Origin of the sequence: Pseudomonas sp. R4-35-07 (assembly GCF_003852235.1) — a bacterium.
Taxonomy (GTDB): Bacteria; Pseudomonadota; Gammaproteobacteria; order Pseudomonadales; family Pseudomonadaceae; genus Aquipseudomonas.
This window is the reverse complement of sequence record NZ_CP027732.1, coordinates 3,773,724-3,797,888: the sequence shown is the minus strand read 5'-3', so window position 1 is coordinate 3,797,888 and position 24,165 is coordinate 3,773,724. Positions and strand designations below refer to the sequence as shown.

Genomic DNA, 24,165 nt, shown 5'->3' with positions numbered 1-24,165 from the left:
CTGATCAATTGTCACTGGCGCAACCTGTGCCCTGCACGCGGTAGTCCAGCACATGCTCACGGTCCTGGTGGTCCAGGTAGCGCAGTTGTGCCGGGACGATACCGCATTGGCCGTAGGAGTCGGTACTGGACAAAATCTTGGCGACATCCAGGTGGACGAAGAAGCCGGTCTGATCATGGATCACGGGCGCGGTTGAAGCGGTGTCGGCAGCGAATACCGAGCCGGTGGCGAGCAACGCAGCAAAGGCGAGGGCAAAGCGTTTCATGGCGAGATCTCTGTTTAAAGTGGCTGCCGGGGTTGGCAGTGAGTTCACAGTAACCAGGCGACCCGAACAGCTAACCAACAGGATGATGACAAGTTCGTCATTCAAGGTTTAACGCTGGCGCCTCGCAGCGTTTACAAGTGCCGAGGTGAACCGTAGATTGCATGGGTCGATCATTGCTTGAACCCATGGAGAAGCCGCGTAGTGTCCAGTCGAAATCCAGCCGTATTCAGTCAGCGTTACCGTGCCTTCCTGTTCGATATGGACGGCACCCTGCTCAACTCCATCGCCGCTGCCGAGCGTGTATGGAGCCGCTGGGCTGAACGCCATGGGCTGGATGTGCAGGCTTTCCTGACGACCATTCATGGCGCTCGCGCGATTGATACGATCACGCGCCAGGCGTTGCCGGGTGTGGATCCCGAGGCGGAGGCGGCGTGGATTACCGAGGCTGAATTGAACGACGTCGAGGGTGTCGTGGCGCTTGCCGGTGCGGTCGCGTTCCTGAACCGCTTGCCGGCCGATCAGTGGGCACTGGTCACGTCTGCGCCCAAGGCACTGGCGTTGCGCCGAATGCAAGCGGCTGGTATTGCCATGCCGGCGGTAATGGTGACGGCCGAAGATGTCGCCAGCGGCAAGCCGGATCCTGCGTGTTACGTGCTTGGCGCTCAGCGCCTGGGCGTGCCGGTGCAGGATTGCCTGGTGTTCGAGGATGCGACGGTAGGTATTCGAGCAGCAGAAGCGGCGGGAGCGGACGTGATGGTAGTGACCTCGACGCACCTGGCGCCTATGGCGACTGAACATGCCTGTATCGGAGGATATGAGGGGTTGCAAGTGGTGCGAGAAGCGGATGGCCTGCTGACGCTGCGAGAAAAGATAGACAGTCAGCGTGTGGTTTTTTGATGGGCGCGATGCGCCTCGCGCTGGCACAGCTTACGCAAAATAGTCTTCTGAAGCGGCTTGAGACAGAACGCAAACAGGTAGGCACACAAGAGTAAGGCGAGGTCCAGCCAAGAGTGGTCTGCGGTGTCGACCGTCGCCTCGACTTCCAATCGGAGGCCATACCCGAGCGCCAGAAAGACCAGCCCTATCAGTAAGGCGATCGTCCAGGAAAGGGAAACCATGGGCTGCGTAACGGTTGGCCTCATCGACGTGCTCCTGAATGCACTTGGACCGCAGGATGACGTGGGATTTGGCTGCAAATGATGCAACAAGTTCCGGGGAGCATGGCAGTTTCATCTTGCAGCGCAGGCCGATGTACGAGGCGCACAGCTCGGGTAGAAAAAGAACGGGTCAATCAGGTTTTCGCCAGCCGTTACGGTGAAGCAAAAGGCTGGCTACTGGAGGTGCTTCAAGGCGTCTGGTTTTTGTCCGGCGCAGTGAGGCCGGCCTGGATGCGCTGATAAATTTCCTCGCGGTGCACGGCAACATCCTTGGGGGCGTTGATGCCGATTCGTACTTGCTGGCCGCTAACGCCCAGGATGGTGATCGTAATGTCATCACCGATGTTTATGCTTTCACCAACTTTGCGGGTGAGTATAAGCATGGACTTCTCCTTGATTACTTTTAAGGACACATGTTCAGACAGGGCAGGTGTCGGATGTGCGTAGCTTACTGCGAAGCGCTTCCCTGTGACTGCCTCTTTTAGGACGCATAGAGGCGACATTAATTCCCATGGCGGCATCATACAGGTCGCGATACATCATTCGCATTGTTTAAGCCAATGTTTATGACGGCCAGAATAGACAGTGAATGGTAAAGTCGCCTCTTTATCTTCAAAGGAGCAGGGCAGTGCGTAAAGTAGCGATGGCAATTGCGGTGTTGGCGTTGGCCGGATGCGGCGAAGGTAAACCTGTCGATGCGCCCAAGGCCAAGCCTGTCGTGACCCAAAGCCAGCCACAAACCGGTGCGATTGCCGCTCAAGAATGGGATGTATGGGTGGGCCCGCCGGATCACAAGCTGCAGGCGATCACGGACTTGACCGCCTGGTTGCTTGAGCATGGTTTCAATTTTTATATCGTCAAGGTCGACGGCAAGGATCAGGTACTGCTGGGCCCGTTTGCGAGCAAGGCCGAGGCTGAGGCCAAGCAGACCCTGCTCAACGAAAAGATGGCGCGGGCCAAGAAAAACGACACCGTGTCAGAGGTCATCGAACACAAGGCCACCCAGTAACGAGCCGGGTGGGTGTGCGCCCACCTTCAGCCACAGGCCTTCAGGTTCACCGGGCCGACGAACTCATTGCCACGGCCCATCACACAGCCCACCGTCTGGTTGCGCTGGCGCTCCCAGGCTTGCACCGGGTAGGTCTTGTTCCAGGCTTCATACAGCTGGCGATCCTGTTTCGACAGGCGCAGGCCGTATTGCTTGCTCATATAAAAATAGGTGCGCGCGATCATTCCACGGATGGACGGACGCGGCATGACCTTCTTGGCCTTGAAGTCTACTTGCGTCAGGCATGAACCGTATTGCCCGCTTTGCACCGGCAGCCAGCCGAAGCTGAAGTTGTTGCGGTCGCCATTCACCTCGCCGATGCTCGGCACCAGGTTGTGCAGGTCCGCTTCGGCGCGCTTGAATACGTCGTCATGGCGCGTGCAGTTTTTACGCCCGCCATTTTGCCAGCACTGGCGCTGATGGCCGATCTGCCAGGCGGGCACGATGTGTTCCCACTCGATGCGTGCAGCGCGGTTGGCGTTCTTGCGCGGGATGTAGCCACAGGCTTTCAGGTCTATGCGGTTACCGGTGTATTTGCAGCCGCAATAGAACTCGGTGGACTGCGGAGCGTAGAGCTTCCAGGCGATTTTTTTCGCTTCACTGAAGGTTCGGGGGGCTTGGGCGTTGGCGGTGACAGCAAACAACAGGCAGCACACAGCAAAAAAACGGACACTCATTCAATCAATCTTCCTTCGGCACAACCCAGAAAATCTGCACGCCGCCGTCATCCCTGTAGGCGAGGGTGACGTTGTCGTTTTCCGCAATCTCTTCAAGCAAGCGCGCCCATTCGTCTTCGGGCTCATCCGGCAGGCGGAAGATCAGCGCCGCCTTGGCCTTCTGCGCGTTGGTCGAGTTGATGATTTTTTGGACGCGAATAGCCAGGCGCTGGTAGGCATCTGGCGGTGCGGGTGCTGCGGAGGAGGGCTTTGCCACGGAGTATTCCTTAGTAAGCTGTACGCACATACAGTATTTAACTGTAGGTAATTTCGCAACTGCTTAAATTCAAAGAACTCCGTCTGACAGCGAATTTGGAAATTTGCTGGGATTTTTTGCGAGGAACTGTAGGAGCGAACTCGCTCCTACAGATAAAGCCTGGAATCAATACTCCCAAAACATCCGTTGCAGCTCTTTACTGTCCTGGGTCTTGGTCAGGGCGACCATCGCCAGGATGCGCGCTTTCTGCGGGTTCAGGTCAAGGGCGGCGACCCAGTCGTATTTGTCGTCTGGTTGCTCGGCGTTACGCAGCACCATGCCGCCGGCATTGACGTGGGAAGAGCGGATGATCTGCACGCCTTGCTTGCGCAATTCCACCAGCGCGGGAACGACCTTGGACGAGACCGAACCATTGCCGGTGCCGGCATGGATGATCGCCTTGGCGCCCGCTTGGGCCAGGGCCTTGTAGGCAGTGTCGCTCACGTTGCCGTAGCCGTAGGCAATTTCGACGTCGGGCAGGCTCTTGATGGTCTTGATGTCGAATTCCGAATCCATGGTGTGACGCTTGGCCGGCAGGCGGAACCAGTAGGATCTGCCTTCAACGACCATGCCCAGCGGACCCCATGGGCTCTTGAAAGCCTCGGTCTTGATATTGATCATCTTGCTCACGTCGCGACCCGACTGGATCTCGTCGTTCATGGTCACCAGCACGCCTTTGCCCCGGGCGTCCTTGCTGCCTGCGACGGCAACGGCGTTGTACAGGTTGAGCATGCCGTCTGCCGACATGGCGGTACCAGGGCGCATGGAACCGACCACCACGATAGGCTTGTCGGTTTTTTCAACCAGGTTGAGGAAGTAGGCGGTTTCTTCAAGGGTGTCGGTGCCGTGGGTGATCACGATGCCATCCACATCCTTGTCGTCGGCCAATTCGGCGACGCGGCGACCCAGTTGCAGCAGGTTGTCGTTGTTGATGCTTTCCGAAGCAATTTGCATCACTTGTTCGCCGCGTACATTGGCGATCTGGCTAAGCTCAGGAACACCCGCGATCAATTGTTCGATGCCGACTTTGGCGGCCTGGTAAGTGGCGCTGTTGGCCGCACTGGCGCCAGCCCCTGCAATGGTGCCGCCAGTGGCGAGGATCACCACGTTGGAAAGCTTGGTCTTGGTGTCGACTTCTTTTGCCTGAGCGGCAACCGGGAACAGCAGCAGGAGGGCCAGCGCCCCAGGAACAAAGGTCTTCAATGCAGATTTCATTATTTTTCTCTCTGGTTTTTGATGAGTGCGGTAGCAGGTTCATCCAGAACACCCGGGCGACTCTGAACGCCTCGAGGTGCTGAGAAAGAGCAGGATTTGTACCAAGCCAATCATGCTCGGATCGATAAAATAAGCTATTGATTTAAAACAATTTAATTGGAGTTTTCAGTCTGAGCTGATGCGACGCCGTCCGGCTTTCCGAACGGAAGGCGCTTCGCTGTTCGGTTGTCCGAAAGCCGGGTCGGGTTGGCGCAGGTTATGTATGAGATCGTCGTTGCGCCTGCCGTTTCAACCAACGGGGAAAGGGCAGGGTGTGTTCAGGATGAAAGGTGAATGACTGCCGTTGACAAATCTCGACAAGGTTCTCATAGTTCTGATAACGCAAACGTTTGCGAGATGTTTCTTCGACGCGAGCGTTGCTCACAATAATCATAAGATCGGAGTACACCCATGAAGCTGCCATTTGCAGGACGTCTTCTCGCTGTCGCTGTGCTTGCCGCCGCATCCGCTGCCCTGCCTCTCTCTTCTGCTTTCGCTGACGACGCCGCCGCCAAACCCAAGGTTGGCCTGGTGATGAAGTCCCTTGCCAACGAATTTTTCGTGACCATGCAAGAGGGCGCCAAGGATTACCAGCAATCCCACGCCGCTGACTTTGACATGATCACCAACGGCATCAAGAACGAAACCGACACCAGCGCGCAGATCGATATCGTCAATCAGATGATTCTGGCCAAGGTCAACGCCATTGTCATTGCACCCGCCGACTCCAAAGCGCTGGTCACCGTACTGAAGAAAGCCTCGGATGCCGGCATCAAGGTGGTCAACATCGACAACCGTCTGGACCCGGACGTGCTGAAAAGCAAAAAACTCGACATTCCCTTCGTCGGCCCGGACAACCGCAAAGGCTCCAAGCTGGTCGGTGACTACCTGGCCAAGCAACTGGCCGCGGGTGACAAGGTCGGTATCATCGAAGGTGTACCGACCACCACCAACGCCCAGCAGCGCACCGCAGGTTTCAAGGATGCGATGGATGCCGCCGGCATGAAGATCGTCTCCACCCAATCCGGTAACTGGGAAATCGACCAGGGCCAGAAAGTCGCATCGGCGATGCTGAGCGAATACCCGGACCTCAAGGCACTGCTGGCCGGTAACGACAACATGGCCCTGGGCGCGGTCTCCGCCGTCCGTGCGGCAGGCAAGGCCGGTAAAGTGCTGGTGGTGGGCTATGACAACATCGAAGCCATCAAGCCGATGCTGCAGGACGGTCGCGTGCTCGCAACCGCCGACCAGGCCGCTGCCCAGCAAGCCGTGTTCGGCATCCAGAATGCACTCAAGCTGGTCAAGGGCGAGAAGGTCGACTCCATCGACGGCGTGATCGAAACCCCGGTCGAACTCGTCCTCAAGAAGTAATCCCGGCAGTAGCCAACAGCGCCCGCTCGTCCTGAGCGGGCGCCTGGAGATTTTCCTATGTCATCTTCCGCCCCGAACGCTGTCCTCTCGGTCAGCGGTATCGGTAAGACCTATGCCCAACCGGTTCTGTCCGACATCACGCTCACGCTCAATCGCGGTGAAGTGCTGGCGTTGACCGGTGAAAACGGCGCAGGCAAAAGCACCTTGTCGAAGATCATCGGCGGATTGGTCACGCCAACCACCGGGAACATGCAGTTCAATGGCCAGGCCTATCACCCCGCCAGCCGCACCCAGGCCGAAGCGCTGGGTGTGCGCATGGTCATGCAGGAACTCAACCTGCTGCCAACGCTGACGGTGGCTGAAAACCTGTTCCTGCATAACCTGCCCAGCCGTGGTGGCTGGATCAGCCGCAAACAGCTGCGCAAAGCCGCGACCGAAGCCATGGCCCAGGTTGGCCTGGACGCCATCGACCCGGACACGCTGGTGGGCAGCCTGGGCATTGGCCATCAACAAATGGTCGAGATTGCCCGCAACCTGATCGGCGACTGCCACGTACTGATTCTCGACGAACCTACGGCGATGCTCACTGCCCGTGAAGTCGAGATGCTGTTCGAACAAATCACTCGCCTGCAGGCCCGAGGCGTGGCGATCATTTATATTTCGCACCGGCTGGAAGAGTTGGCCCGTGTGGCCCAGCGCATTGCGGTATTGCGCGATGGCAAGCTGGTGTGTGTCGAGCCGATGGTCAATTACAACAGCGAACAATTGGTGACGCTGATGGTGGGGCGCGAGTTGGGCGAGCATATCGACCTGGGCCCGCGCACCATCGGCGGACCGGCCCTGACGGTCACAGGCCTGACGCGCTCGGACAAGGTCCGTGACGTGTCGTTCCAGGTGCGCGCCGGTGAAATCTACGGTATTTCCGGCCTGATCGGCGCCGGTCGTACCGAGTTGCTGCGCCTGATTTTCGGCGCCGACCCGGCCGACAGCGGCACCGTGGCGCTGGGGCCGCATGCCAATGTGGTGAGCATTCGCTCCCCGGTCGATGCGGTCGGTCATGGCATTGCCCTGATCACCGAAGACCGCAAGGGTGAAGGCCTGCTGCTGACCCAGTCGATCAGCGCCAACATCGCTCTGGGCAACATGCCAGAAATCTCCGCTGGCGGGATGGTGAACAGGCGCGATGAAACCGCCCTGGCCAAGCGCCAGATCGACGCCATGCGTATCCGCAGTTCCAGCCCGGCGCAGTTGGTTTCCGAACTGTCGGGCGGTAACCAGCAGAAGGTGGTGATTGGCCGCTGGCTGGAGCGTAATTGTTCGGTGATGCTGTTCGATGAGCCCACCCGAGGCATCGACGTCGGTGCCAAGTTCGACATTTATGCCTTGCTCGGCGAGTTGACGCGCCAGGGCAAAGCGCTGGTCGTGGTCTCCAGTGACCTGCGCGAGCTGATGCTGATCTGTGACCGCATCGGCGTATTGTCCGCCGGGCGCCTGATCGAGACTTTCGAGCGCGACAGTTGGACCCAGGACGAATTGCTCGCCGCCGCTTTTGCCGGCTATCAGAAACGTGATGCGCTGCTCAACGATGCAGCGCCTAGGAATACCCCATGAAAACAACCACTTCCCCCGGTAAGACTGGCGGCAACTTCTACGGCCTGGGTACCTACCTGGGGCTGGCAGGTGCGTTGCTGGCAATGATTGCGCTGTTCTCGGTGCTCAGCGATCACTTCCTGTCCTACGACACATTCAGCACCCTGGCCAACCAGATTCCAGACCTGATGGTACTGGCGGTGGGCATGACCTTCATCCTGATCATCGGTGGCATCGACCTGTCGGTGGGCTCGGTACTGGCCTTGGCGGCGTCGGCGGTCAGCGTGGCGATTCTGAGCTGGGGCTGGAGCGTATTGCCGGCCGCCGTGCTGGGCATGGGCTGCGCCGCATTGGCCGGCACACTCACCGGCTCCATCACCGTGGCCTGGCGGATCCCTTCCTTTATCGTGTCCCTCGGCGTGCTGGAGATGGCCCGGGGCGTGGCCTACCAGATGACCGGCTCACGCACCGCTTATATCGGTGACTCGTTTGCCTGGCTGTCCAACCCGATTGCGTTCGGGATCTCGCCGTCGTTCATCATTGCGTTGCTGGTGATCATCGCCGCTCAGTTGGTGCTGACCCGCACCGTGTTTGGTCGCTACCTGATCGGTATCGGTACCAACGAAGAAGCGGTGCGCCTGGCCGGTATCAACCCCAAGCCCTACAAGATCCTGGTGTTCAGCCTGATGGGCCTGCTGGCCGGCGTGGCCGCGCTGTTCCAGATCTCGCGCCTGGAAGCGGCGGATCCGAATGCCGGCTCGGGCCTGGAACTGCAAGTGATCGCTGCTGTGGTGATCGGCGGTACCAGCCTGATGGGCGGGCGCGGTTCGGTCATCAGTACCTTTTTTGGTGTGCTGATTATTTCGGTATTGGCTGCGGGCCTGGCGCAGATCGGCGCGACAGAACCGACCAAGCGCATCATTACCGGTGCGGTGATCGTGATCGCCGTGGTCCTTGATACTTACCGCAGCCAGCGCGCCAGTCGGCGGGGCTGAACCATGGCAACGATCAAGGATGTGGCAGCGCTGGCGGGGATTTCCTACACCACGGTGTCCCATGTGGTGAACAAGACGCGCCCGGTCAGCGAGCCGGTGCGCATCAAGGTCGAGGCGGCGATCAAGCAGTTGGACTACGTGCCAAGTGCGGTCGCGCGCTCACTCAAGGCCAAAACCACCGCGACGATCGGGCTGCTGGTGCCCAACAGCCTCAACCCGTATTTCGCCGAACTGGCCCGGGGCATTGAGGACTATTGCGAGCGCAATGGCTACTGCGTGATCCTCTGCAACTCCGACGACAATGCCGAAAAGCAGCGCAGCTATTTGCGCGTGTTGCTGGAGAAACGCGTCGATGGCTTGATCGTGACCTCGGTGGGCGGCGATGACAGTGGCCTCGCCGCTGGCTTGAGTGCGGTGCGCACGCCCATGGTGATAGTCGACCGGGCACTGGACGGTATCGACGTCGACCTGGTGCGTATCGATCATGAAGAGGGGGCTTACCTGGCGACCCGGCACTTGCTTGAATTGGGCCATCGCGACATCGCCTGCATCGCCGGCCCGGCCCATACTCGCGTGGCGCAAATGCGTCTGGCAGGGTATCGGCGTGCGCTGCGCGAAGCCGGGGTTGAAATAGCGGCTGAGCGCATTCGGGAAAGTGATTTCACCAGCACCGGCGGCTATGCCGCCGCTGTGCAATTGCTTGCGCAGCAACCCCCCAGTGCGATATTTGCCTGTAACGACATGATCGGTTTCGGCGTGCTGCGCGCCGCGGCAGAGCAGAATATCCGCGTGCCGGGCGAGCTGTCGGTGATTGGTTTCGATGACATTCAAATGGGCCGGTATGTTTATCCGGCGCTGACCACGGTCGGGCAGTCGATCCTGCAACTGGGCGAGACAGCGGCTGAATTATTATTGCGACGTATAGCGACACCCCAACGCCCGATCGATCAACGTATCGTGACGCCGAGTATTGTCTTGCGTGAGTCGACGGCGCCATTGGCCGGTGTGTTCGCCCAATACCGCTGAACCGAATTGATGAGTACTGATGTATGCCAGCAAAAGTAGTGGTAGTAGGCAGCTTGAACATGGACCTGGTCACCCGCGCCAGTCGCTTGCCGCGTGCCGGTGAAACACTGATCGGCCAGACGTTTTCCACTGTACCCGGTGGCAAGGGCGCCAACCAGGCCGTAGCCCTGGCGCGCCTGGGGGCGGATGTGGCGATGATCGGTTGTGTCGGCACTGACGCCTACGGCGGCCAACTGCGTGATGCACTGGTGGTCGAAGGTATCGATTGTCAGGCCGTCAGCACCGTCGAAGGCTCCAGTGGTGTCGCGCTGATCGTGGTGGATGACAGCAGCCAGAACGCGATTGTGATTGTGGCGGGCAGTAACGGTCAGTTGACGCCGGACTCGATGACGGCCTGCGATGCAGTGTTGCAGGCCGCCGACGTGATCATCTGCCAGCTTGAAGTACCGATGGAAACCGTCGGGCATACGCTCAAGCGCGGCCGCGGGCTGGGCAAGACGGTGATCCTCAATCCAGCGCCCGCCAGTGGGCCCTTGCCGGCCGCGTGGTATGCCTCGATTGACTACCTGATCCCCAATGAAAGTGAAGCCAGCGCCTTGAGCGGCGTGACGGTTGATTCGCTCGACAGCGCCAAGCTCGCGGCTACCGCGCTGATCAAGGCTGGCGCCGCTAAAGTCATCATCACCCTGGGCGCCCAGGGTGCACTGTTTGCCGATGGCAACAGCTTCGAACACTTGGTCGCGCCCAAGGTCACGGCGGTGGACACCACGGCTGCCGGCGATACCTTCGTAGGTGGTTTTGCTGCGGCATTGGCCGCAGGCAAGAGCGAAGCCGAGGCGATCCGGTTTGGCCAGGTTGCGGCAGCGTTGTCGGTGACCCGTGCCGGCGCCCAACCTTCTATTCCTACCCTGCACGACGTACAAGGTTTTGTGCCCTCATGAAAAAGACCCCTCTGCTCAATATCGCCCTGTCGCGCGTGATCGCGTCACTGGGGCACGGCGACATCCTGGTCATCGGTGATGCCGGCCTGCCGGTGCCACCTGGCGTCGAGTTGATCGACCTGGCGCTGACCCAGGGCATCCCGGATTTCATCAGCACCCTGCGCGTTGTGCTCAGCGAAATGCAGGTGGAAAGCCACGTACTGGCTGAAGAAATCCTGCTCAAGCAGCCGCCGGCGCTGACCGAGCTCAATGCGTTGACCGCACAGGCCGCGCTGGGCGAACGACGCCTGCTCAGCCATGACGCGTTCAAGCAACTGAGTGGCAAGGCGCGCGCCGTGGTGCGCACCGGCGAATGTCAACCGTACTGCAATATCGCGCTGGTCTCCGGCGTAACCTTCTAGAGTCCCCCTACGACAAGGAGTGTTTTATGCAACGTGGTCTTCCATCCGTGAAAAACCTGTTTCGGAGTGTTCTGCTTTTGTCCGCACTTACCGCTGCAAGCGCCCAGGCGGCAGAAAAAATCGACCTGATCATCGATACCGACCCAGGTGCTGATGACGTGGTTGCCTTGCTGTTCGCCATGGCGTCGCCGGAAGAGCTGAGCATCCGCGCGCTGACGACCGTGGCCGGCAACGTGCGCCTGGACAAAACCTCGCGCAATGCACGCCTGGCGCGCGAGTGGGCAGGGCGCGAGGACATCCCGGTATACGCGGGAGCTCCGGCACCGCTGCTGCGCAAGCCGATCTATGCCGAGAATATCCATGGCAAGGAAGGGATTTCCGGTGTGACCGTGCACGAGCCGAAACAAGGCCTGGCGGACGGCAACGCCGTGGATTACCTGATCAAGACCCTGACGGCCGCCAAGCCCCACAGCATCACTATTGCCATGCTCGGCCCGCAGACCAACTTGGCCCTGGCATTAACCCAGGCACCAGAAATCACCCAGGGCATCAAGGAAGTGGTGGTGATGGGCGGTGCGCACTTCAATGGCGGCAATATCACGCCGGTGGCCGAGTTCAACCTGTTCGCTGACCCGGTGGCCGCTGAGATCGTGCTTAAAAGCGGCGTGAAGTTGACCTACCTGCCGTTGGACGTGACCCATAAGGTGCTGACCAGCGAGGCTCGCCTGAAGAAAATTGCCGACCTGAACAACAACGCAAGCAAGGTCGTGAGCAATATTCTTAACGAATACGTCAAAGGCGATATGGAGCACTACGGCATTCCTGGCGGGCCGGTGCATGACGCCACGGTGGTCGCCTACCTGCTCAAGCCGTCGCTGTTCAGCGGTCGCCAGGTCAATGTGGTTGTCGACAGCCGGGAAGGCCCGACCTTCGGCCAGACCATTGTCGATTGGTACGACGGCCTGAAGCAGGACAAGAATGCATTCTGGGTCGAAAACGGCGACGCCCAGGGCTTCTTCGATCTCTTGACCGAGCGCCTGGCGCGTTTGAAGTAACCCCCTTACCGGTCGGCGTTCGCCGGCCGGTTCTTATTCGCGCTCGGGTGCGCCCATGTGGTCGGCCGGGTATTTCTCGAATACCTGGCTGATGAATGCTTGCGCGCCCTTGGTGCCGAGCTCCTTGACCAGCAGGTCGATACCGATGATCGCCAATTCCTCCGGACTCCCGGGGCTGTAGGAGCTTTGCCCTTGGGGCCATTTGGCTTTGATATCGGCTTGGAGCGTTACGGTGGTCATGGGAAATCTCGCGGGCTGTAGGTACTGGGCAATGCGCTGGCGTGTGGCTGCAGCGGGCGCAGTTAACCATTTTGCGCGCAAGTTGGCACTGCTACTTAGGCATGAGGAAGGGGGTGTGCGACACTGTCCGCCTGTTTATTGGCCGGGAAACACTGCGTGCAGATCGATTTGAATAACCCCGAGAGTCTTACGCTGGCCGCTGTGCGCCAACTGCTGGCCAGCGCCAGTGACGATGAGCACACCCAGCTGCGGGTCAGCAAGGCGGGTATTGCCTACATTTCTTCAGGCGTGGTCGGGGGCGCTGATATAGGTGGTTTGCTGTTTCGCCTGGAGACCTGGGCAAAGGGTTCCGGTTATGTGGGTAACGTGGCCGCAAACGACGAAGTCTGGGTGATGCAGATTTTCAACGCGCTCAAGCAGAATTGGCCAACGCCGTCATCTGACTACATCGATATCTACTGAGCATGTTCATATCTAGTCACGATTGACGGGGCGCTTGCCGGGCGTGACTCAGGCAGACTTGGGCGTCAGGCGTTAACGTCTTGAAACCAATCGGCTCACTCGCTGTCGCACGATCTCTGTCCATTTTTAATCATAGGAGGCTTCATGCCTTGGAAGCTCGCATCATTCGGTACTTTGTTGGCAGCGCTCGCGTTGGCGGGTTGCAGCACCCCGGGTGCCTCTGAGCCAGGCAAAGATGCCACCGTGACCGATGCTGGTCATAGCCGCTGTGAGTCGAAGGCTGCCGAGTTCACGATCGGCCAGAAAGCCTCGCCTCAACTGCTGGAGCAGGCACGTACGCGTGCCGGTGCGCAGAACGCACGCATCCTCAAACCCAACGACATGATCACGCTGGAGTATCGCTCCGACCGCCTGAACCTGAACACCGACGATAACCTGGTGATTACGCGGGTCAATTGCGGCTGATAGCCTCTGGCTTTTGCAGCATCCATAAAAAACCCCGTCACATGGACGGGGTTTTTTTAGCTCAGCGGAGAATTACTCGCCGCGAACTTGTGCAGCTTGCATACCCTTTTGGCCTTTCTCAGCCACGAAGGAAACGGTTTGGCCTTCTTTCAGGCTTTTGAAACCGTCGCTTTCGATAGCTTTGAAGTGTACGAACAGGTCGTCACCGCCACCTTGAGGAGTGATGAAGCCGAAGCCTTTTTCATCGTTGAACCATTTAACGGTGCCGGTTTGGCGATTAGACATGGTGTATCTCCAAGAAACATATATTTTCAGTAGTGCTGTGCTGCTCAGGCCAACTGGGCACACAGGGCTATCATAGTCGAAATGTTCGGCTTGGGAGCCCCCCCAAGGCATTGTTTGCTAATCAATCGCGTTGCGTTGCGTGCCTGTTTTGGCTGAAAGCCCCGTTCTACGGGGCTTTGGAGCGAAATATCAGCTGTTAAAAAAAGCCGTAAAAGCTACGTAATTTGTGAGAAACAGCCGTTTTCAGGCTGTTTTTCTGGCAAAAAAGACGCCCGATCAGTGAGCGTTCTTACTTTTTCTTGACCACTTTGCAGGACGAAATAGCCGCAACCGCTTTGTTTTTAAGCTCTGGGCTGGCGTTCTGGTTGGTCATCAATTCTTTGATTTCCGCAGTGCTCAATTCGGCGTTGATCTTGTCGGCGCCACATTCACAATGATCTTTGGCAGTTTTGACGTCCACGTTCTGGCTGGCCGCAGCGCTGCAGTCTTTGACGAAGGCGTCACGGGCGCCTTCCGGCCAGTTCGATGGTGCTGCGGCTTGCGCGCCAAACGAAAGGAACGCCAGGGAAGCGGCGAGGGCGAGTGTCGAGGTAAAACGCATCATGGGATGCTCCTTTGGGTCGAGGACGAACGGCGATTCTCGGGGTGTTTGAGGCGTGACGTACAGCTCAAGTTCACTTTTGCGACCATAAGGCATCGAATTTACTTCTACCGCAGGTCGTGTCGGCGCGATGACCGTTCATCTGTGCTAGCATCCTGGGCTTGGCTTTTTCCAGGTGCGCCATTTGCCGCCTTGCCAAGTTATTTTTTTTAATCCAGTCACTCTGGTTCGATTATCGGTTGGCCGAAAGGCTCCTGCCGCTGTAAGGCAGGCGTTCAGCATTGAGCGGCCTGGTGTTGGATCTTGTACTGGCTCATCCCAACCCACGTGACCTTTGGTAGGGGTCACCACTAGGAGAGGAGGCGCCATGCCAACTATTACTCTACCCGACGGCAGTCAACGTTCGTTCGATCATTCGGTTTCCGTAGCCGAGGTCGCCGCATCCATTGGTGCCGGCCTGGCCAAGGCCACCGTGGCCGGCAAGGTTGATGGCAAGCTGGTTGACGCCAGCGACCTGATCACCGCCGATGCCAGCCTGCAGATCATCACGCCCAAGGATCAAGAGGGGCTGGAGATCATTCGCCACTCTTGCGCACACCTGATTGGCCATGCGGTCAAGCAGCTGTATCCCACCGCGAAAATGGTGATCGGCCCGGTCATCGACGAAGGCTTCTATTACGACATCGCCTATGAGCGTCCTTTTACACCGGACGACCTGGCGGCGATCGAGCAGCGCATGCACGCGCTGATCGAAAGAGATTACGACGTCATCAAGAAAGTCACCCCGCGTGCCGAAGTGATCGATGTGTTCACCGCCCGTGGCGAAGACTATAAGCTGCGCCTGGTGGAAGACATGCCGGACGAGCAGGCCATGGGCCTGTACTACCACGAAGAATACGTCGACATGTGCCGTGGCCCGCACGTGCCGAACACGCGCTTTCTCAAGTCGTTCAAGCTGACCAAATTGTCCGGCGCCTACTGGCGCGGCGACGCGAAGAACGAGCAGCTGCAACGGATCTACGGCACCGCCTGGGCCGACAAGAAGCAGCTGGCCGCCTATATCCAGCGTATCGAAGAAGCCGAGAAACGCGACCATCGCAAGATCGGCAAGCGCCTGAACCTGTTCCATCTCCAGGAAGAAGCGCCGGGCATGGTGTTCTGGCATCCGAACGGCTGGACGCTCTACCAGGTGCTCGAGCAGTACATGCGCAAGGTTCAGCGTGAAAACGGTTACCTGGAGATCAAGACCCCGCAGGTGGTTGATCGCAGTCTGTGGGAGAAATCCGGGCACTGGGCCAACTACGCCGACAATATGTTCACCACCCAGTCGGAAAACCGCGACTACGCCATCAAGCCGATGAACTGCCCATGCCACGTGCAGGTGTTCAACCAGGGCCTGAAGAGCTACCGCGAGTTGCCGATGCGCCTGGCCGAATTCGGTGCCTGCCACCGCAACGAGCCATCGGGTGCGCTGCACGGCATCATGCGTGTGCGCGGCTTCACCCAGGATGACGCCCATATCTTCTGCACAGAAGAGCAGATGCAGGCCGAGTCCGCCGCGTTCATCAAGTTGACCATGGACGTTTACCGCGATTTCGGTTTCACCGAGGTCGAGATGAAACTGTCCACTCGTCCGGAAAAGCGCGTCGGCTCCGACGAACTCTGGGATCGCGCCGAAGCTGCACTGGCCGCCGCACTCGACAGCGCGGGCCTTGCGTACGACCTGCAGCCGGGAGAGGGCGCGTTCTACGGTCCCAAAATCGAGTTCTCGCTGAAAGATTGCCTTGGCCGCGTCTGGCAGTGTGGTACCCTGCAGCTCGATTTTAACCTGCCGATCCGTCTGGGAGCCGAATACGTCTCCGAAGACAACAGCCGTAAACACCCGGTTATGCTGCACCGGGCGATCCTCGGCTCGTTCGAACGGTTCGTCGGGATCCTGATCGAGCACTACGAGGGTGCATTCCCGGCGTGGCTGGCTCCGACTCAGGCAGTGATCATGAATATCACTGATAAACAGGCAGATTTTGCCGCTGAAGTTGAAAAAACACTCAACGAAAGCGGATTTCGTGCCAAGTCCGACTTGAGAAATGAAAAGATCGGCTTTAAAATCCGCGAGCATACTTTGCTCAAGGTTCCCTATCTTTTGGTTATCGGAGATCGGGAAGTCGAGATGCAGACTGTCGCTGTGCGTACTCGTGAAGGTGCTGACCTGGGCTCGATGCCCGTCGCCCAGTTCGCTGAGTTCCTCGCGCAAGCGGTTTCCCGGCGTGGTCGCCCAGATTCGGAGTAATTATTATTAAGCGTGAAATGAGACAAGATAAACGAGCTGCACCGAAAGCCCCGATCAACGAGAATATCTCGGCACGCGAGGTTCGGTTAATTGGCGCTGATGGCGAGCAGATTGGCATCGTCTCGATTGATGAAGCGCTTCGTATTGCAGAAGAGTCCAAGCTGGACCTGGTGGAAATTTCCGCCGATGCAATCCCACCCGTTTGCCGGGTGATGGACTACGGCAAGTCGATCTTCGAGAAGAAGAAACAGGTTGCCGCAGCGAAGAAGAACCAGAAGCAGATTCAAGTAAAAGAAATCAAGTTTCGTCCAGGGACGGAGGAAGGGGATTACCAGGTAAAACTGCGCAACCTGGTACGTTTCCTGAGTGATGGGGACAGGGCCAAGGTATCCTTGCGATTCCGCGGCCGTGAGATGGCCCACCAGGAGCTGGGGATGGAACTCCTCAAGCGGGTTGAAGCTGACTTGCTCGAGTACGGTTCGGTCGAACAGCATCCTAAGATGGAAGGACGCCAGCTGATCATGGTCATCGCCCCGAAAAAGAAGAAGTAATCAACAGGGCACGGCAGGCCTTCTGATTATGTTTATCAACTGAATGCGGAGTATCCGAACATGCCAAAGATGAAGACTAAAAGTGGTGCTGCTAAGCGGTTTCTGAAAACTGCTAACGGTATCAAGCACAAGCACGCTTTCAAGAGCCACATCCTGACCAAAATGTCGACCAAGCGTAAGCGTCAACTGCGCGGTAGCAGCTTGCTGCATCCGTCTGACGTGGCAAAAGTCGAGCGCATGCTGCGCCTTCGTTAATTTTGGATCAAGAATAGAGGAAGTAACTCATGGCTCGTGTAAAGCGTGGCGTCATTGCCCGTAAGCGTCACAAAAAAATTCTGAAACTTGCTAAAGGCTACTACGGCGCGCGTTCACGCGTATTCCGTGTTGCCAAGCAAGCGGTAATCAAGGCAGGCCAATACGCCTACCGTGACCGTCGTCAGAAAAAACGTCAGTTCCGCGCCCTGTGGATCGCTCGTATCAATGCTGGTGCACGTGTTAACGGTCTGTCCTACAGCCGTTTCATCGCTGGCCTGAAAAAAGCGTCCATCGAAATCGACCGTAAGGTTCTGGCTGAACTGGCCGTGAACGAAAAAGCGGTGTTTGCTGCGATTGTCGAGAAAGCTAAAGCCTCTTTGGCTTAAGTACCCCCGACAGTCACCCTGGGTTACTCCTGTAGCCCAAGGTGGTAAACGTCATAAATAGGGGAAGAGCCTTCAAGCTCTTCCCCTATTTTGTATCTGGAGTCTGTACATGGAAAACCTGGACGCGCTCGTCGCTCAAGCTCTTGAGGCTGTGCAAAGCGCTGAAGATATCAATGCCCTGGAGCAAATCCGGGTTCACTACCTTGGTAAAAAGGGTGAATTGACTCAGGTGATGAAGACCCTGGGGAATTTGCCGGCTGAAGAGCGCCCGCAGGTCGGTGCGCTGATCAACGTTGCCAAGGAGCGCGTCACCGAGGTTCTCAATGCGCGCAAGGCGTCGCTCGAGGAGGCCGATCTTGCGGCCAAGCTCGCCGCCGAGTCCATTGACGTGACCTTGCCTGGCCGTGGCCAGGCCTCGGGCGGTTTGCACCCGATCACCCGGACTCTGGAACGTATCGAACAGTTCTTCACCCACATTGGCTACGGCATTGCCGAAGGCCCTGAGGTCGAAGACGATTATCATAATTTCGAGGCGCTCAACATCCCAGGCCACCACCCGGCCCGGTCGATGCACGACACCTTTTATTTCAACGCAAACATGTTGTTGCGCACCCATACCTCGCCGGTACAGGTCCGCACCATGGAAGCGAACAAGCCGCCGATCCGCATCGTCTGCCCAGGCCGTGTGTACCGTAGCGACTCCGATATTACCCACTCGCCGATGTTCCACCAGGTCGAAGGCCTGCTGGTTGATCGCGATATCAACTTCGCCGACCTCAAAGGCACCATCGAAGAGTTTCTTCGGGTTTTCTTCGAGAAAGAACTGGCGGTGCGTTTCCGTCCGTCCTTCTTCCCGTTCACCGAGCCGTCCGCTGAAGTCGATATGGAATGCGTGATGTGCAGCGGTAAAGGCTGTCGCGTGTGCAAGCAGACTGGCTGGCTGGAAGTGATGGGCTGCGGCATGGTCCACCCCAATGTGCTGCGCATGTCCGGGATCGATCCGGAAGAGTTTTCGGGCTTTGCCTTCGGCATGGGCGTTGAGCGTCTGGCCATGCTGCGTTACGGCGTGAACGACTTGCGTCTGTTCTTCGACAACGACTTGCGGTTCCTCGCGCAATTTCGCTAGTCGTAACGAATCTTTAGGAGAGCAGGATGAAATTCAGTGAACAATGGCTGCGTGGCTGGGTAAGCCCGCAGGTAGATCGCGACGAGCTGGTTGCTCGTCTGTCGATGGCCGGTCTTGAGGTCGATAGCGTTACCCCGGCCGCCGGTGTATTCAGCGGCGTGGTAGTGGGCGAGGTGCTGAGCACCGAGCAGCACCCGGATGCCGACAAATTGCGGGTGTGCCAGGTCAGCAATGGCGCCGAAACCTTCCAGGTCGTGTGCGGAGCGCCCAATGTGCGCCCGGGCCTGAAGATTCCGTTCGCCATGATCGGTGCCGAATTGCCGGGCGACTTCAAAATCAAGAAGGCCAAGCTGCGCGGCGTCGAGTCCAACGGCATGCTGTGCTCCCAGGCCGAGCTGCAGGTAGGCGAGGGTAACGACGGCTTGATGGAACTGCCGGTCGACGCGCCAGTGGGCCAGGACATCCGTGTTTACCTGGAGCTGGAAGACGCCAGCATCGAGGTCGACCTGACCCCAAACCGTGGCGACTGCCTGTCCCTGGCCGGTCTGGCCCGTGAAGTGGGCGCGCTGTACAACGTGCCTGTTACGCGCCCGGTGATTGCCAGCGTGCCTGCCGTGCACGACGACGTGCGCTCGATTGAAGTGCTGGCGCCAAACGCCTGCCCACGTTATCTGGGGCGCGTGATCCGTAACGTCGACCTGTCCAGGCCGACTCCGCTGTGGATGGTCGAACGCCTGCGCCGCGCTGACGTACGCAGCATCGATGCAGCCGTCGATATCACCAACTACGTGATGTTGGAGCTAGGCCAGCCGCTGCACGCGTTTGACCTCGCCGAAATCAATGGCGGCATCCGCGTGCGTATGGCAGAAGAAGGCGAGAAGCTGGTACTGCTCGACGGCCAGGAAGTCAGCCTGCGTGCGGACACGCTGGTCATCGCCGATCACTCCCGTGCCCTTGCAATTGCCGGCGTTATGGGCGGCGAGCACAGTGGCGTATCGGCGACCACTCGCGACATATTCCTTGAAAGCGCGTTCTTCGACCAGATCGCCATCGCCGGCAAGGCCCGTTCATACGGCCTGCACACCGATGCGTCGCACCGTTATGAGCGTGGCGTGGACTGGAAACTGGCCCGTGAAGCCATGGAGCGCGCCACCGGCCTGCTGCTGGAAATCACCGGTGGCGAAGCCGGCCCGATCACCGAGACTGTCAGCGAACAGTACCTGCCGTCCGTTGCGCCAATCACGTTGCGCGCCAAAAGCGTTGAGCAAATGCTCGGCCTGGTGATCGAGCCTGCCGAGATCGAGCAACTGCTGTCAGCCCTTGGCCTCGCCATTTCGACGGATGGGGAAGGGCAGTGGCACGTTGAAGTGCCAAGCCATCGCTTCGATATCAGCCTGGAAGTTGACCTGATCGAAGAACTGGCCCGCCTGTACGGCTACAACCGTCTGCCGGTTCGTTACCCGCAAGCGCGTCTGGCCCCGCAGCCGAAAGCTGAAGCCCGTGCACATCTGCCGGAACTGCGTCGCCTGCTGGTTGCGCGTGGTTATCAGGAAGCAGTGACTTACAGCTTCATCGATCCAAAACAGTTCGAACTGTTCAACCCAGGCGTCGAGCCGCTGTTGCTGGCCAACCCCATTTCCAACGACATGGCGGCCATGCGCTCGTCGCTGTGGCCAGGGTTGATCAAGGCGTTGTCCCATAACCTGAACCGTCAGCAAGATCGCGTGCGCATGTTCGAAAGCGGCCTGCGCTTTGTCGGTCAGCTCGATGGCTTGAAACAAGAGCCGATGCTGGCGGGTGTGGTCTGCGGTAGCCGCCTGCCGGAAGGCTGGGCACAAGGCCGCGATGCCGTGGACTTCTTTGACGTCAAGGCTGACGTGGAAGCAGTGCTGGGCTTTGCCGGTGCGCTGGACGCCTTCACGTTCCTGCCGGGCAAACACCCTGCGCTGCACCCAGGCCAGACGGCGCGTATCGAGCGCGAAGGTCGTTTGGTCGGTTTTGTCGGTGCCATTCACCCGGAGCTGTCGAAAACCCTGGGCCTGGACCGTCCAGTCTTCGTTTTTGAACTGGTCCTGGCTGAAGTTGCGTCGGGCAAAATGCCCAAATTCAGCGAGCTTTCGCGCTTCCCTGAAGTACGCCGCGACCTGGCCCTGATCGCCGACCGTGAAGTCGCCGCCTCTGCCGTTCTGGATGTAATCCGAGAAAATGCAGGGGAATGGCTGACAGACCTCAGGCTATTTGACGTCTATCAGGGTAAAGGCATTGATCCGCATAGAAAAAGCCTTGCGGTTGGCTTGACCTGGCAGCATCCATCGCGCACTCTTAATGACGATGAGGTGAATACCACGACACAAAATATCCTCACCTCGCTCGAACAAAGGTTGAACGCCACGTTAAGGAAGTGACGTATGGGGGCTTTGACGAAAGCTGAGATGGCGGAACGTCTGTACGAAGAGTTGGGTCTGAACAAGCGCGAGGCCAAGGAATTGGTCGAGCTGTTTTTTGAAGAGATCAGGCACGCTCTGGAAGACAACGAACAGGTCAAATTGTCCGGTTTCGGCAATTTTGACCTGCGGGACAAACGCCAGCGGCCTGGCCGCAATCCAAAAACGGGAGAAGAAATCCCGATCACGGCTCGCCGTGTGGTCACCTTTCGTCCAGGGCAGAAGTTGAAGGCCCGAGTTGAGGCTTATGCTGGAACCAAGTCATAACGACGAACTACCCGTCATCCCGGGCAAACGCTACTTCACCATCGGTGAAGTCAGCGAGCTGTGTGCGGTAAAACCGCACGTGCTGCGCTACTGGGAGCAGGAGTTTCCTCAACTCAACCCCGTCAAACGCACTGGGAACCGCCGGTATTATCAGCGCCAGGATGTGCTGATGATCCGGCAGATCCGCGCGTTGCTGTACGACCAGGGGTTCACCATCAGCGGCGCACGCCAGCGCATGTCCGGTGATGAAGCCAAAGACGACACCACCCAATACAAGCAAATGATCCGCCAGATGATCTCCGAACTCGAAGATGTGCTGGTGGTGCTGAAGAAGTGATTCAGGCTTTAAAAATACTTCCACATTTCAAAAGCTTGCGGTATATTCCGGTTCGCTTCGTTAAGAAGCAAACCCAGTAACACGCCTAGTCGGGGCGTAGCGCAGTCCGGTAGCGCACTAGCATGGGGTGCTAGGGGTCGAGTGTTCGAATCACTCCGTCCCGACCATATTTTTCAAAGGGTTGCGAGATTTTATCTCGCGACCCTTTTTTATGTTTGGTCGTTTTTACCCCTACAAAACCACCGGCTCTGGGTGGAATCCTCACGGCTTCCGCGTGGGCGGACGCAGGCTCCGGCGCTCACGCGTGGTCTCTTTACCAATGTTGATTGGTCTTTCTCTTCAGGTCCTGACGTTTTTGAGTGTTTAAGACTATTTTCCTGCGTATTGAGAACTACATACAGGTCAACCATCAGCTTGTTTATCTCAGGTCGCTCGGGTCATCCTACGTACCCGGTAGTTAGGCTTGGGCGGCACTGGGATCGTATAGCCGTCGGGGACTAGACTGCGTAGGTCATAGCCCATCATGAACAATCCAGCTTCAAAGGCGTGGCAGCGGTCTACCAGCTGAGGCTGCTTGGCGAATAGTTCGGACCCTTCTAGTACCGCGCGGATGATCCAACCTAATTGGAGCTGGCGCCGTGCCCAAAGGTGGCGACTGGTGGTGGAGAGTTGCGGTGTACCGTTGTAGCCAAGCTTTAAGTGTTTTGGGTTTCGAATCTGGTCGCCGATCCCTGGCCCCCAGGCGAAGTCCAGTGCCTGCGGCGCAGTGGTGCCGGTGCCTTGGCGGTACAGGCGGTAGAGCAGCGCGATGGCGGCACCGACCCGGCCGTCATAGATGGGAGAGCCAGTGGTGTCGAGCAGGGCATGGATCTTAGTCATGCCCGAGTCGAATCTTAGGATGTTCTGCTTGGTGAGGTGGTTGAGCTGCTGCTTGCGGTCCAGCGCGAGAAGCGCCTGGCACTGCTTTAGGTAATTCACCAAGTTCTTGTCGTGCATTTGCTCTTTGAGGAATCCGACGGCGCCATCGACATTTCCCCACGCTAGGATCGCTTCGCAGGCCTCATGCGTGGCGAACTCATCGCGGGCTCGAACCGCAAGGCGCAAGCGGATGCGCAGCCGGCGCAGCTCCGCCTTGACCGTCTCCCAGTTCCCGCCCCACTGGTATTCCGCCTGAACCGCTTCAATACCTTGAACCTTGCAGTCGATCGCTTTGCGCACGAACCTGCTGCGCGCGACCTTCAGATGCACTGGCAGAGTGGGGAGGTTTTCGATTAGCCACTCGATGAGGCCGAGCACGTCCGGTTGCTCGAGAAACTGCTTGCGATTCATTCCATGGTTCCTAGCCGCGTCGTGATGAGGATGAAGCTCTAAGGTAGCGCACGACGGGGTATGTTTGAGTGCCTGTTTTTCGATCCGCAGTGGATCTTTCACTATTGACTACACTCGACGAGCGGGCATTCGCTTTGGCTAATCCTAAAAGTCACTAGAGCTGGCATTTGGACGACAGAGCATCTGAATGGACTTTTGATGAGGTCGGAATCAAATGCAAAGGCTAGGCGATTCGATTTTTCTTAGTGCTTCTGACTTGGTTGGACATCTTAACTGCCGGCACTTAACGAGCCTTGACTTAGCGGTGGTAAATGGCGAGCTAGAACGCCCCGCTATCTGGGACCCATTGCTGCAGATTCTTTGGGAGCGTGGCGCGCGACATGAACAAGGCTTTGTCGAGCACCCACGATCTCAAGGTCTATCCGTCACAATCATTGATGGTGTCGGAGTTGATGACGAATCGGTCGAGCGCACAAGGAGCGCCATGGTCGCTGGGGACGAGATCATAGTACAAGGCGCGTTTCGCGCGAATGGTTGGTTGGGTCGCACGGATGTCCTCAGGCGAATAGAGGCCGAGAGCGATCTCGGAGCATGGTCTTATGAGGTGATTGATACCAAGCTCGCTCGTGAGACCAAAGGTGGAACTGTCTTGCAGCTTTGCTTGTATGCGGATCTAGTCGGCACCATCCAAGGGGGTTGCCCGACGCATAGCTATGTAGTTGCCCCATGGTCTGGGTATGAGCCACAGATGTATCGAATGGACGATTACGCAACGTACTTCCGACGAGTCAAAAGCAGCCTTGTAGCTGCTATCGAGCACGCGGGGGAGGTGATCTATCCTGAACCGAAGGAGCATTGCGACATCTGTCGTTGGCAGAGTCGTTGCGACCGGAAACGTCGAGAGGATGACTATCTCTCGCTTGTGGCCGGGATCACCAAAGTCCATATCGATGAGTTAAAACGGCACGGCATAGAAACCATGACGGATCTAGCAGCAATGCCGGTTCCGCTTCCATGGAGGCCGTCGCGCGGGGCATGAATGAGCCCCATGA

30 protein-coding genes and 1 tRNA gene are annotated in these 24,165 nt (G+C 58.1%); 21 read left to right on the top strand and 10 right to left on the bottom strand.

Annotated elements, in window-relative coordinates; genetic code table 11:
* Window positions 1-4: 4 nt before the first annotated feature.
* Window positions 5-265, bottom strand: coding sequence for a DUF2790 domain-containing protein (locus C4J89_RS17270; protein WP_124415126.1), 261 nt, complete (start codon window positions 263-265; stop codon window positions 5-7).
* Between the two features lie 201 nt (window positions 266-466).
* On the opposite strand from C4J89_RS17270, the gene C4J89_RS17265 reads away from it, so the two are divergent.
* A complete protein-coding gene (locus C4J89_RS17265) occupies window positions 467-1,162 on the top strand; it encodes an HAD family hydrolase (protein WP_124416043.1) in 696 nt (231 codons plus the stop codon).
* On the opposite strand, the gene C4J89_RS17260 is transcribed toward C4J89_RS17265, so the two are convergent.
* Both C4J89_RS17260 and csrA read right to left on the bottom strand, forming a co-directional pair.
* Entirely contained in the window at window positions 1,144-1,407 is a 264-nt protein-coding gene (locus tag C4J89_RS17260) for a hypothetical protein (protein WP_124415125.1), read from the bottom strand. The genes C4J89_RS17265 and C4J89_RS17260 overlap by 19 nt on opposite strands.
* Window positions 1,408-1,610: 203 nt before the next feature.
* Entirely contained in the window at window positions 1,611-1,805 is a 195-nt protein-coding gene (csrA, locus tag C4J89_RS17255) for a carbon storage regulator CsrA (RefSeq protein ID WP_003192511.1), read from the bottom strand.
* 260 nt (window positions 1,806-2,065) lie between these two features.
* Between csrA and C4J89_RS17250 the strand changes: the two genes are divergently transcribed.
* Window positions 2,066-2,431, top strand: a complete 366-nt coding sequence (locus C4J89_RS17250) for an SPOR domain-containing protein (protein WP_124408649.1) — start codon at window positions 2,066-2,068, stop codon at window positions 2,429-2,431.
* A gap of 26 nt (window positions 2,432-2,457) precedes the next feature.
* On the opposite strand, the gene C4J89_RS17245 is transcribed toward C4J89_RS17250, so the two are convergent.
* The 3 genes from C4J89_RS17245 to C4J89_RS17235 form a co-directional block, all read right to left on the bottom strand.
* Window positions 2,458-3,147 (bottom strand): endonuclease, encoded by a 690-nt coding sequence (locus tag C4J89_RS17245; protein WP_124371242.1) that lies wholly within the window; start codon window positions 3,145-3,147, stop codon window positions 2,458-2,460.
* A gap of 4 nt (window positions 3,148-3,151) precedes the next feature.
* Entirely contained in the window at window positions 3,152-3,403 is a 252-nt protein-coding gene (locus C4J89_RS17240) for a DUF1654 domain-containing protein (RefSeq protein WP_124404699.1), read from the bottom strand.
* A 165-nt stretch (window positions 3,404-3,568) separates the two neighbouring features.
* Window positions 3,569-4,657 carry an asparaginase gene (locus tag C4J89_RS17235; RefSeq protein WP_124415124.1) on the bottom strand — a complete coding sequence of 363 codons (1,089 nt, stop codon included), beginning with the start codon at window positions 4,655-4,657 and terminating at the stop codon, window positions 3,569-3,571.
* Window positions 4,658-5,107: 450 nt separating this feature from the next.
* Between C4J89_RS17235 and C4J89_RS17230 the strand changes: the two genes are divergently transcribed.
* Genes C4J89_RS17230 through C4J89_RS17200 form a run of 7 tightly spaced genes read left to right on the top strand, consistent with a single transcriptional unit; the run spans window position 5,108 to window position 12,075 of the window.
* Complete coding sequence (locus C4J89_RS17230) at window positions 5,108-6,067, top strand: sugar ABC transporter substrate-binding protein (RefSeq protein ID WP_124415123.1); 960 nt, start codon at window positions 5,108-5,110, stop codon at window positions 6,065-6,067.
* Between the two features lie 57 nt (window positions 6,068-6,124).
* Entirely contained in the window at window positions 6,125-7,678 is a 1,554-nt protein-coding gene (locus C4J89_RS17225) for a sugar ABC transporter ATP-binding protein (RefSeq protein WP_124415122.1), read from the top strand.
* Window positions 7,675-8,652 (top strand): ABC transporter permease, encoded by a 978-nt coding sequence (locus C4J89_RS17220; RefSeq protein ID WP_003174987.1) that lies wholly within the window; start codon window positions 7,675-7,677, stop codon window positions 8,650-8,652. Before C4J89_RS17225 ends, C4J89_RS17220 begins: the two co-directional genes overlap by 4 nt.
* A gap of 3 nt (window positions 8,653-8,655) precedes the next feature.
* Window positions 8,656-9,678 (top strand): LacI family DNA-binding transcriptional regulator, encoded by a 1,023-nt coding sequence (locus tag C4J89_RS17215; protein WP_124363577.1) that lies wholly within the window; start codon window positions 8,656-8,658, stop codon window positions 9,676-9,678.
* 23 nt (window positions 9,679-9,701) lie between these two features.
* Window positions 9,702-10,619, top strand: a complete 918-nt coding sequence (gene rbsK / locus C4J89_RS17210) for a ribokinase (protein WP_124415121.1) — start codon at window positions 9,702-9,704, stop codon at window positions 10,617-10,619.
* Window positions 10,616-11,020 (top strand): D-ribose pyranase, encoded by a 405-nt coding sequence (gene rbsD / locus C4J89_RS17205; RefSeq protein WP_124363575.1) that lies wholly within the window; start codon window positions 10,616-10,618, stop codon window positions 11,018-11,020. Before rbsK ends, rbsD begins: the two co-directional genes overlap by 4 nt.
* Window positions 11,021-11,046: 26 nt before the next feature.
* Complete coding sequence (locus C4J89_RS17200; protein WP_124415120.1) at window positions 11,047-12,075, top strand: nucleoside hydrolase; 1,029 nt, start codon at window positions 11,047-11,049, stop codon at window positions 12,073-12,075.
* A 33-nt stretch (window positions 12,076-12,108) separates the two neighbouring features.
* Here the strand turns inward: C4J89_RS17200 and C4J89_RS17195 are convergent, their stop codons facing one another.
* On the bottom strand, window positions 12,109-12,315 hold the full coding sequence (locus C4J89_RS17195; RefSeq protein WP_124363573.1) for a hypothetical protein: 207 nt from the start codon (window positions 12,313-12,315) through the stop codon (window positions 12,109-12,111).
* A gap of 156 nt (window positions 12,316-12,471) precedes the next feature.
* Here C4J89_RS17195 and C4J89_RS17190 point away from each other — a divergent pair, with 156 nt between their 5' ends.
* Window positions 12,472-12,777, top strand: a complete 306-nt coding sequence (locus C4J89_RS17190) for a hypothetical protein (RefSeq protein ID WP_124404693.1) — start codon at window positions 12,472-12,474, stop codon at window positions 12,775-12,777.
* A 144-nt stretch (window positions 12,778-12,921) separates the two neighbouring features.
* Window positions 12,922-13,242 (top strand): I78 family peptidase inhibitor, encoded by a 321-nt coding sequence (locus C4J89_RS17185; protein WP_124363571.1) that lies wholly within the window; start codon window positions 12,922-12,924, stop codon window positions 13,240-13,242.
* Window positions 13,243-13,314: 72 nt separating this feature from the next.
* Here C4J89_RS17185 and C4J89_RS17180 read toward each other — a convergent pair whose 3' ends face one another.
* Entirely contained in the window at window positions 13,315-13,527 is a 213-nt protein-coding gene (locus tag C4J89_RS17180; protein ID WP_003234260.1) for a cold-shock protein, read from the bottom strand.
* A gap of 289 nt (window positions 13,528-13,816) precedes the next feature.
* Complete coding sequence (locus tag C4J89_RS17175; RefSeq protein WP_124415119.1) at window positions 13,817-14,131, bottom strand: hypothetical protein; 315 nt, start codon at window positions 14,129-14,131, stop codon at window positions 13,817-13,819.
* Between the two features lie 364 nt (window positions 14,132-14,495).
* On the opposite strand from C4J89_RS17175, the gene thrS reads away from it, so the two are divergent.
* The 9 genes from thrS (at window position 14,496) to C4J89_RS17130 (ending at window position 21,951) form a co-directional block, all read left to right on the top strand.
* Window positions 14,496-16,418, top strand: coding sequence for a threonine--tRNA ligase (gene thrS / locus C4J89_RS17170; protein ID WP_124415118.1), 1,923 nt, complete (start codon window positions 14,496-14,498; stop codon window positions 16,416-16,418).
* Window positions 16,418-16,969, top strand: coding sequence for a translation initiation factor IF-3 (infC, locus tag C4J89_RS17165; RefSeq protein ID WP_015884933.1), 552 nt, complete (start codon window positions 16,418-16,420; stop codon window positions 16,967-16,969). Before thrS ends, infC begins: the two co-directional genes overlap by 1 nt.
* 60 nt (window positions 16,970-17,029) lie before the next feature.
* Window positions 17,030-17,224 (top strand): 50S ribosomal protein L35, encoded by a 195-nt coding sequence (rpmI, locus tag C4J89_RS17160; RefSeq protein ID WP_002553160.1) that lies wholly within the window; start codon window positions 17,030-17,032, stop codon window positions 17,222-17,224.
* A gap of 29 nt (window positions 17,225-17,253) precedes the next feature.
* A complete protein-coding gene (gene rplT / locus C4J89_RS17155) occupies window positions 17,254-17,610 on the top strand; it encodes a 50S ribosomal protein L20 (RefSeq protein WP_005789679.1) in 357 nt (118 codons plus the stop codon).
* Window positions 17,611-17,719: 109 nt separating this feature from the next.
* Window positions 17,720-18,736, top strand: coding sequence for a phenylalanine--tRNA ligase subunit alpha (gene pheS, locus C4J89_RS17150; RefSeq protein WP_034099107.1), 1,017 nt, complete (start codon window positions 17,720-17,722; stop codon window positions 18,734-18,736).
* 26 nt (window positions 18,737-18,762) lie between these two features.
* On the top strand, window positions 18,763-21,141 hold the full coding sequence (gene pheT, locus C4J89_RS17145; protein WP_124415117.1) for a phenylalanine--tRNA ligase subunit beta: 2,379 nt from the start codon (window positions 18,763-18,765) through the stop codon (window positions 21,139-21,141).
* A 3-nt stretch (window positions 21,142-21,144) separates the two neighbouring features.
* Window positions 21,145-21,447, top strand: a complete 303-nt coding sequence (gene ihfA / locus C4J89_RS17140) for an integration host factor subunit alpha (protein WP_002553164.1) — start codon at window positions 21,145-21,147, stop codon at window positions 21,445-21,447.
* Complete coding sequence (locus tag C4J89_RS17135; RefSeq protein WP_003219935.1) at window positions 21,428-21,784, top strand: MerR family transcriptional regulator; 357 nt, start codon at window positions 21,428-21,430, stop codon at window positions 21,782-21,784. Before ihfA ends, C4J89_RS17135 begins: the two co-directional genes overlap by 20 nt.
* Window positions 21,785-21,874: 90 nt before the next feature.
* Window positions 21,875-21,951: transfer RNA gene (locus tag C4J89_RS17130), tRNA-Pro, on the top strand.
* A 256-nt stretch (window positions 21,952-22,207) separates the two neighbouring features.
* Here C4J89_RS17130 and C4J89_RS17125 read toward each other — a convergent pair.
* Window positions 22,208-23,113: a hypothetical protein gene (locus tag C4J89_RS17125; RefSeq protein WP_038859127.1), complete on the bottom strand. Its 906-nt coding sequence runs from the start codon at window positions 23,111-23,113 to the stop codon at window positions 22,208-22,210.
* A 214-nt stretch (window positions 23,114-23,327) separates the two neighbouring features.
* Here C4J89_RS17125 and C4J89_RS17120 point away from each other — a divergent pair, with 214 nt between their 5' ends.
* Window positions 23,328-24,152: a TM0106 family RecB-like putative nuclease gene (locus C4J89_RS17120; protein ID WP_124415116.1), complete on the top strand. Its 825-nt coding sequence runs from the start codon at window positions 23,328-23,330 to the stop codon at window positions 24,150-24,152.
* The last annotated feature ends 13 nt before the right edge of the window (window positions 24,153-24,165 follow it).

Coding starts and splice junctions, on each gene's coding strand:
- rbsD (WP_124363575.1), top strand. CDS start 10,616: ATGAAAAAGACCCCTCTGCTCAATATCGCCCTGTCGCGCGTGATCGCG.
- C4J89_RS17230 (WP_124415123.1), top strand. CDS start 5,108: ATGAAGCTGCCATTTGCAGGACGTCTTCTCGCTGTCGCTGTGCTTGCC.
- C4J89_RS17195 (WP_124363573.1), bottom strand. CDS start 12,315: ATGACCACCGTAACGCTCCAAGCCGATATCAAAGCCAAATGGCCCCAA.
- rbsK (WP_124415121.1), top strand. CDS start 9,702: ATGCCAGCAAAAGTAGTGGTAGTAGGCAGCTTGAACATGGACCTGGTC.
- thrS (WP_124415118.1), top strand. CDS start 14,496: ATGCCAACTATTACTCTACCCGACGGCAGTCAACGTTCGTTCGATCAT.
- C4J89_RS17270 (WP_124415126.1), bottom strand. CDS start 265: ATGAAACGCTTTGCCCTCGCCTTTGCTGCGTTGCTCGCCACCGGCTCG.
- C4J89_RS17250 (WP_124408649.1), top strand. CDS start 2,066: ATGGCAATTGCGGTGTTGGCGTTGGCCGGATGCGGCGAAGGTAAACCT.
- pheT (WP_124415117.1), top strand. CDS start 18,763: ATGAAATTCAGTGAACAATGGCTGCGTGGCTGGGTAAGCCCGCAGGTA.
- pheS (WP_034099107.1), top strand. CDS start 17,720: ATGGAAAACCTGGACGCGCTCGTCGCTCAAGCTCTTGAGGCTGTGCAA.
- C4J89_RS17235 (WP_124415124.1), bottom strand. CDS start 4,657: ATGAAATCTGCATTGAAGACCTTTGTTCCTGGGGCGCTGGCCCTCCTG.
- C4J89_RS17215 (WP_124363577.1), top strand. CDS start 8,656: ATGGCAACGATCAAGGATGTGGCAGCGCTGGCGGGGATTTCCTACACC.
- C4J89_RS17135 (WP_003219935.1), top strand. CDS start 21,428: ATGCTGGAACCAAGTCATAACGACGAACTACCCGTCATCCCGGGCAAA.
- C4J89_RS17175 (WP_124415119.1), bottom strand. CDS start 14,131: ATGATGCGTTTTACCTCGACACTCGCCCTCGCCGCTTCCCTGGCGTTC.
- rplT (WP_005789679.1), top strand. CDS start 17,254: ATGGCTCGTGTAAAGCGTGGCGTCATTGCCCGTAAGCGTCACAAAAAA.
- ihfA (WP_002553164.1), top strand. CDS start 21,145: ATGGGGGCTTTGACGAAAGCTGAGATGGCGGAACGTCTGTACGAAGAG.
- C4J89_RS17125 (WP_038859127.1), bottom strand. CDS start 23,113: ATGAATCGCAAGCAGTTTCTCGAGCAACCGGACGTGCTCGGCCTCATC.
- C4J89_RS17120 (WP_124415116.1), top strand. CDS start 23,328: ATGCAAAGGCTAGGCGATTCGATTTTTCTTAGTGCTTCTGACTTGGTT.
- C4J89_RS17180 (WP_003234260.1), bottom strand. CDS start 13,527: ATGTCTAATCGCCAAACCGGCACCGTTAAATGGTTCAACGATGAAAAA.
- C4J89_RS17225 (WP_124415122.1), top strand. CDS start 6,125: ATGTCATCTTCCGCCCCGAACGCTGTCCTCTCGGTCAGCGGTATCGGT.
- C4J89_RS17260 (WP_124415125.1), bottom strand. CDS start 1,407: ATGAGGCCAACCGTTACGCAGCCCATGGTTTCCCTTTCCTGGACGATC.
- C4J89_RS17245 (WP_124371242.1), bottom strand. CDS start 3,147: ATGAGTGTCCGTTTTTTTGCTGTGTGCTGCCTGTTGTTTGCTGTCACC.
- C4J89_RS17220 (WP_003174987.1), top strand. CDS start 7,675: ATGAAAACAACCACTTCCCCCGGTAAGACTGGCGGCAACTTCTACGGC.
- csrA (WP_003192511.1), bottom strand. CDS start 1,805: ATGCTTATACTCACCCGCAAAGTTGGTGAAAGCATAAACATCGGTGAT.
- rpmI (WP_002553160.1), top strand. CDS start 17,030: ATGCCAAAGATGAAGACTAAAAGTGGTGCTGCTAAGCGGTTTCTGAAA.
- C4J89_RS17200 (WP_124415120.1), top strand. CDS start 11,047: ATGCAACGTGGTCTTCCATCCGTGAAAAACCTGTTTCGGAGTGTTCTG.
- C4J89_RS17185 (WP_124363571.1), top strand. CDS start 12,922: ATGCCTTGGAAGCTCGCATCATTCGGTACTTTGTTGGCAGCGCTCGCG.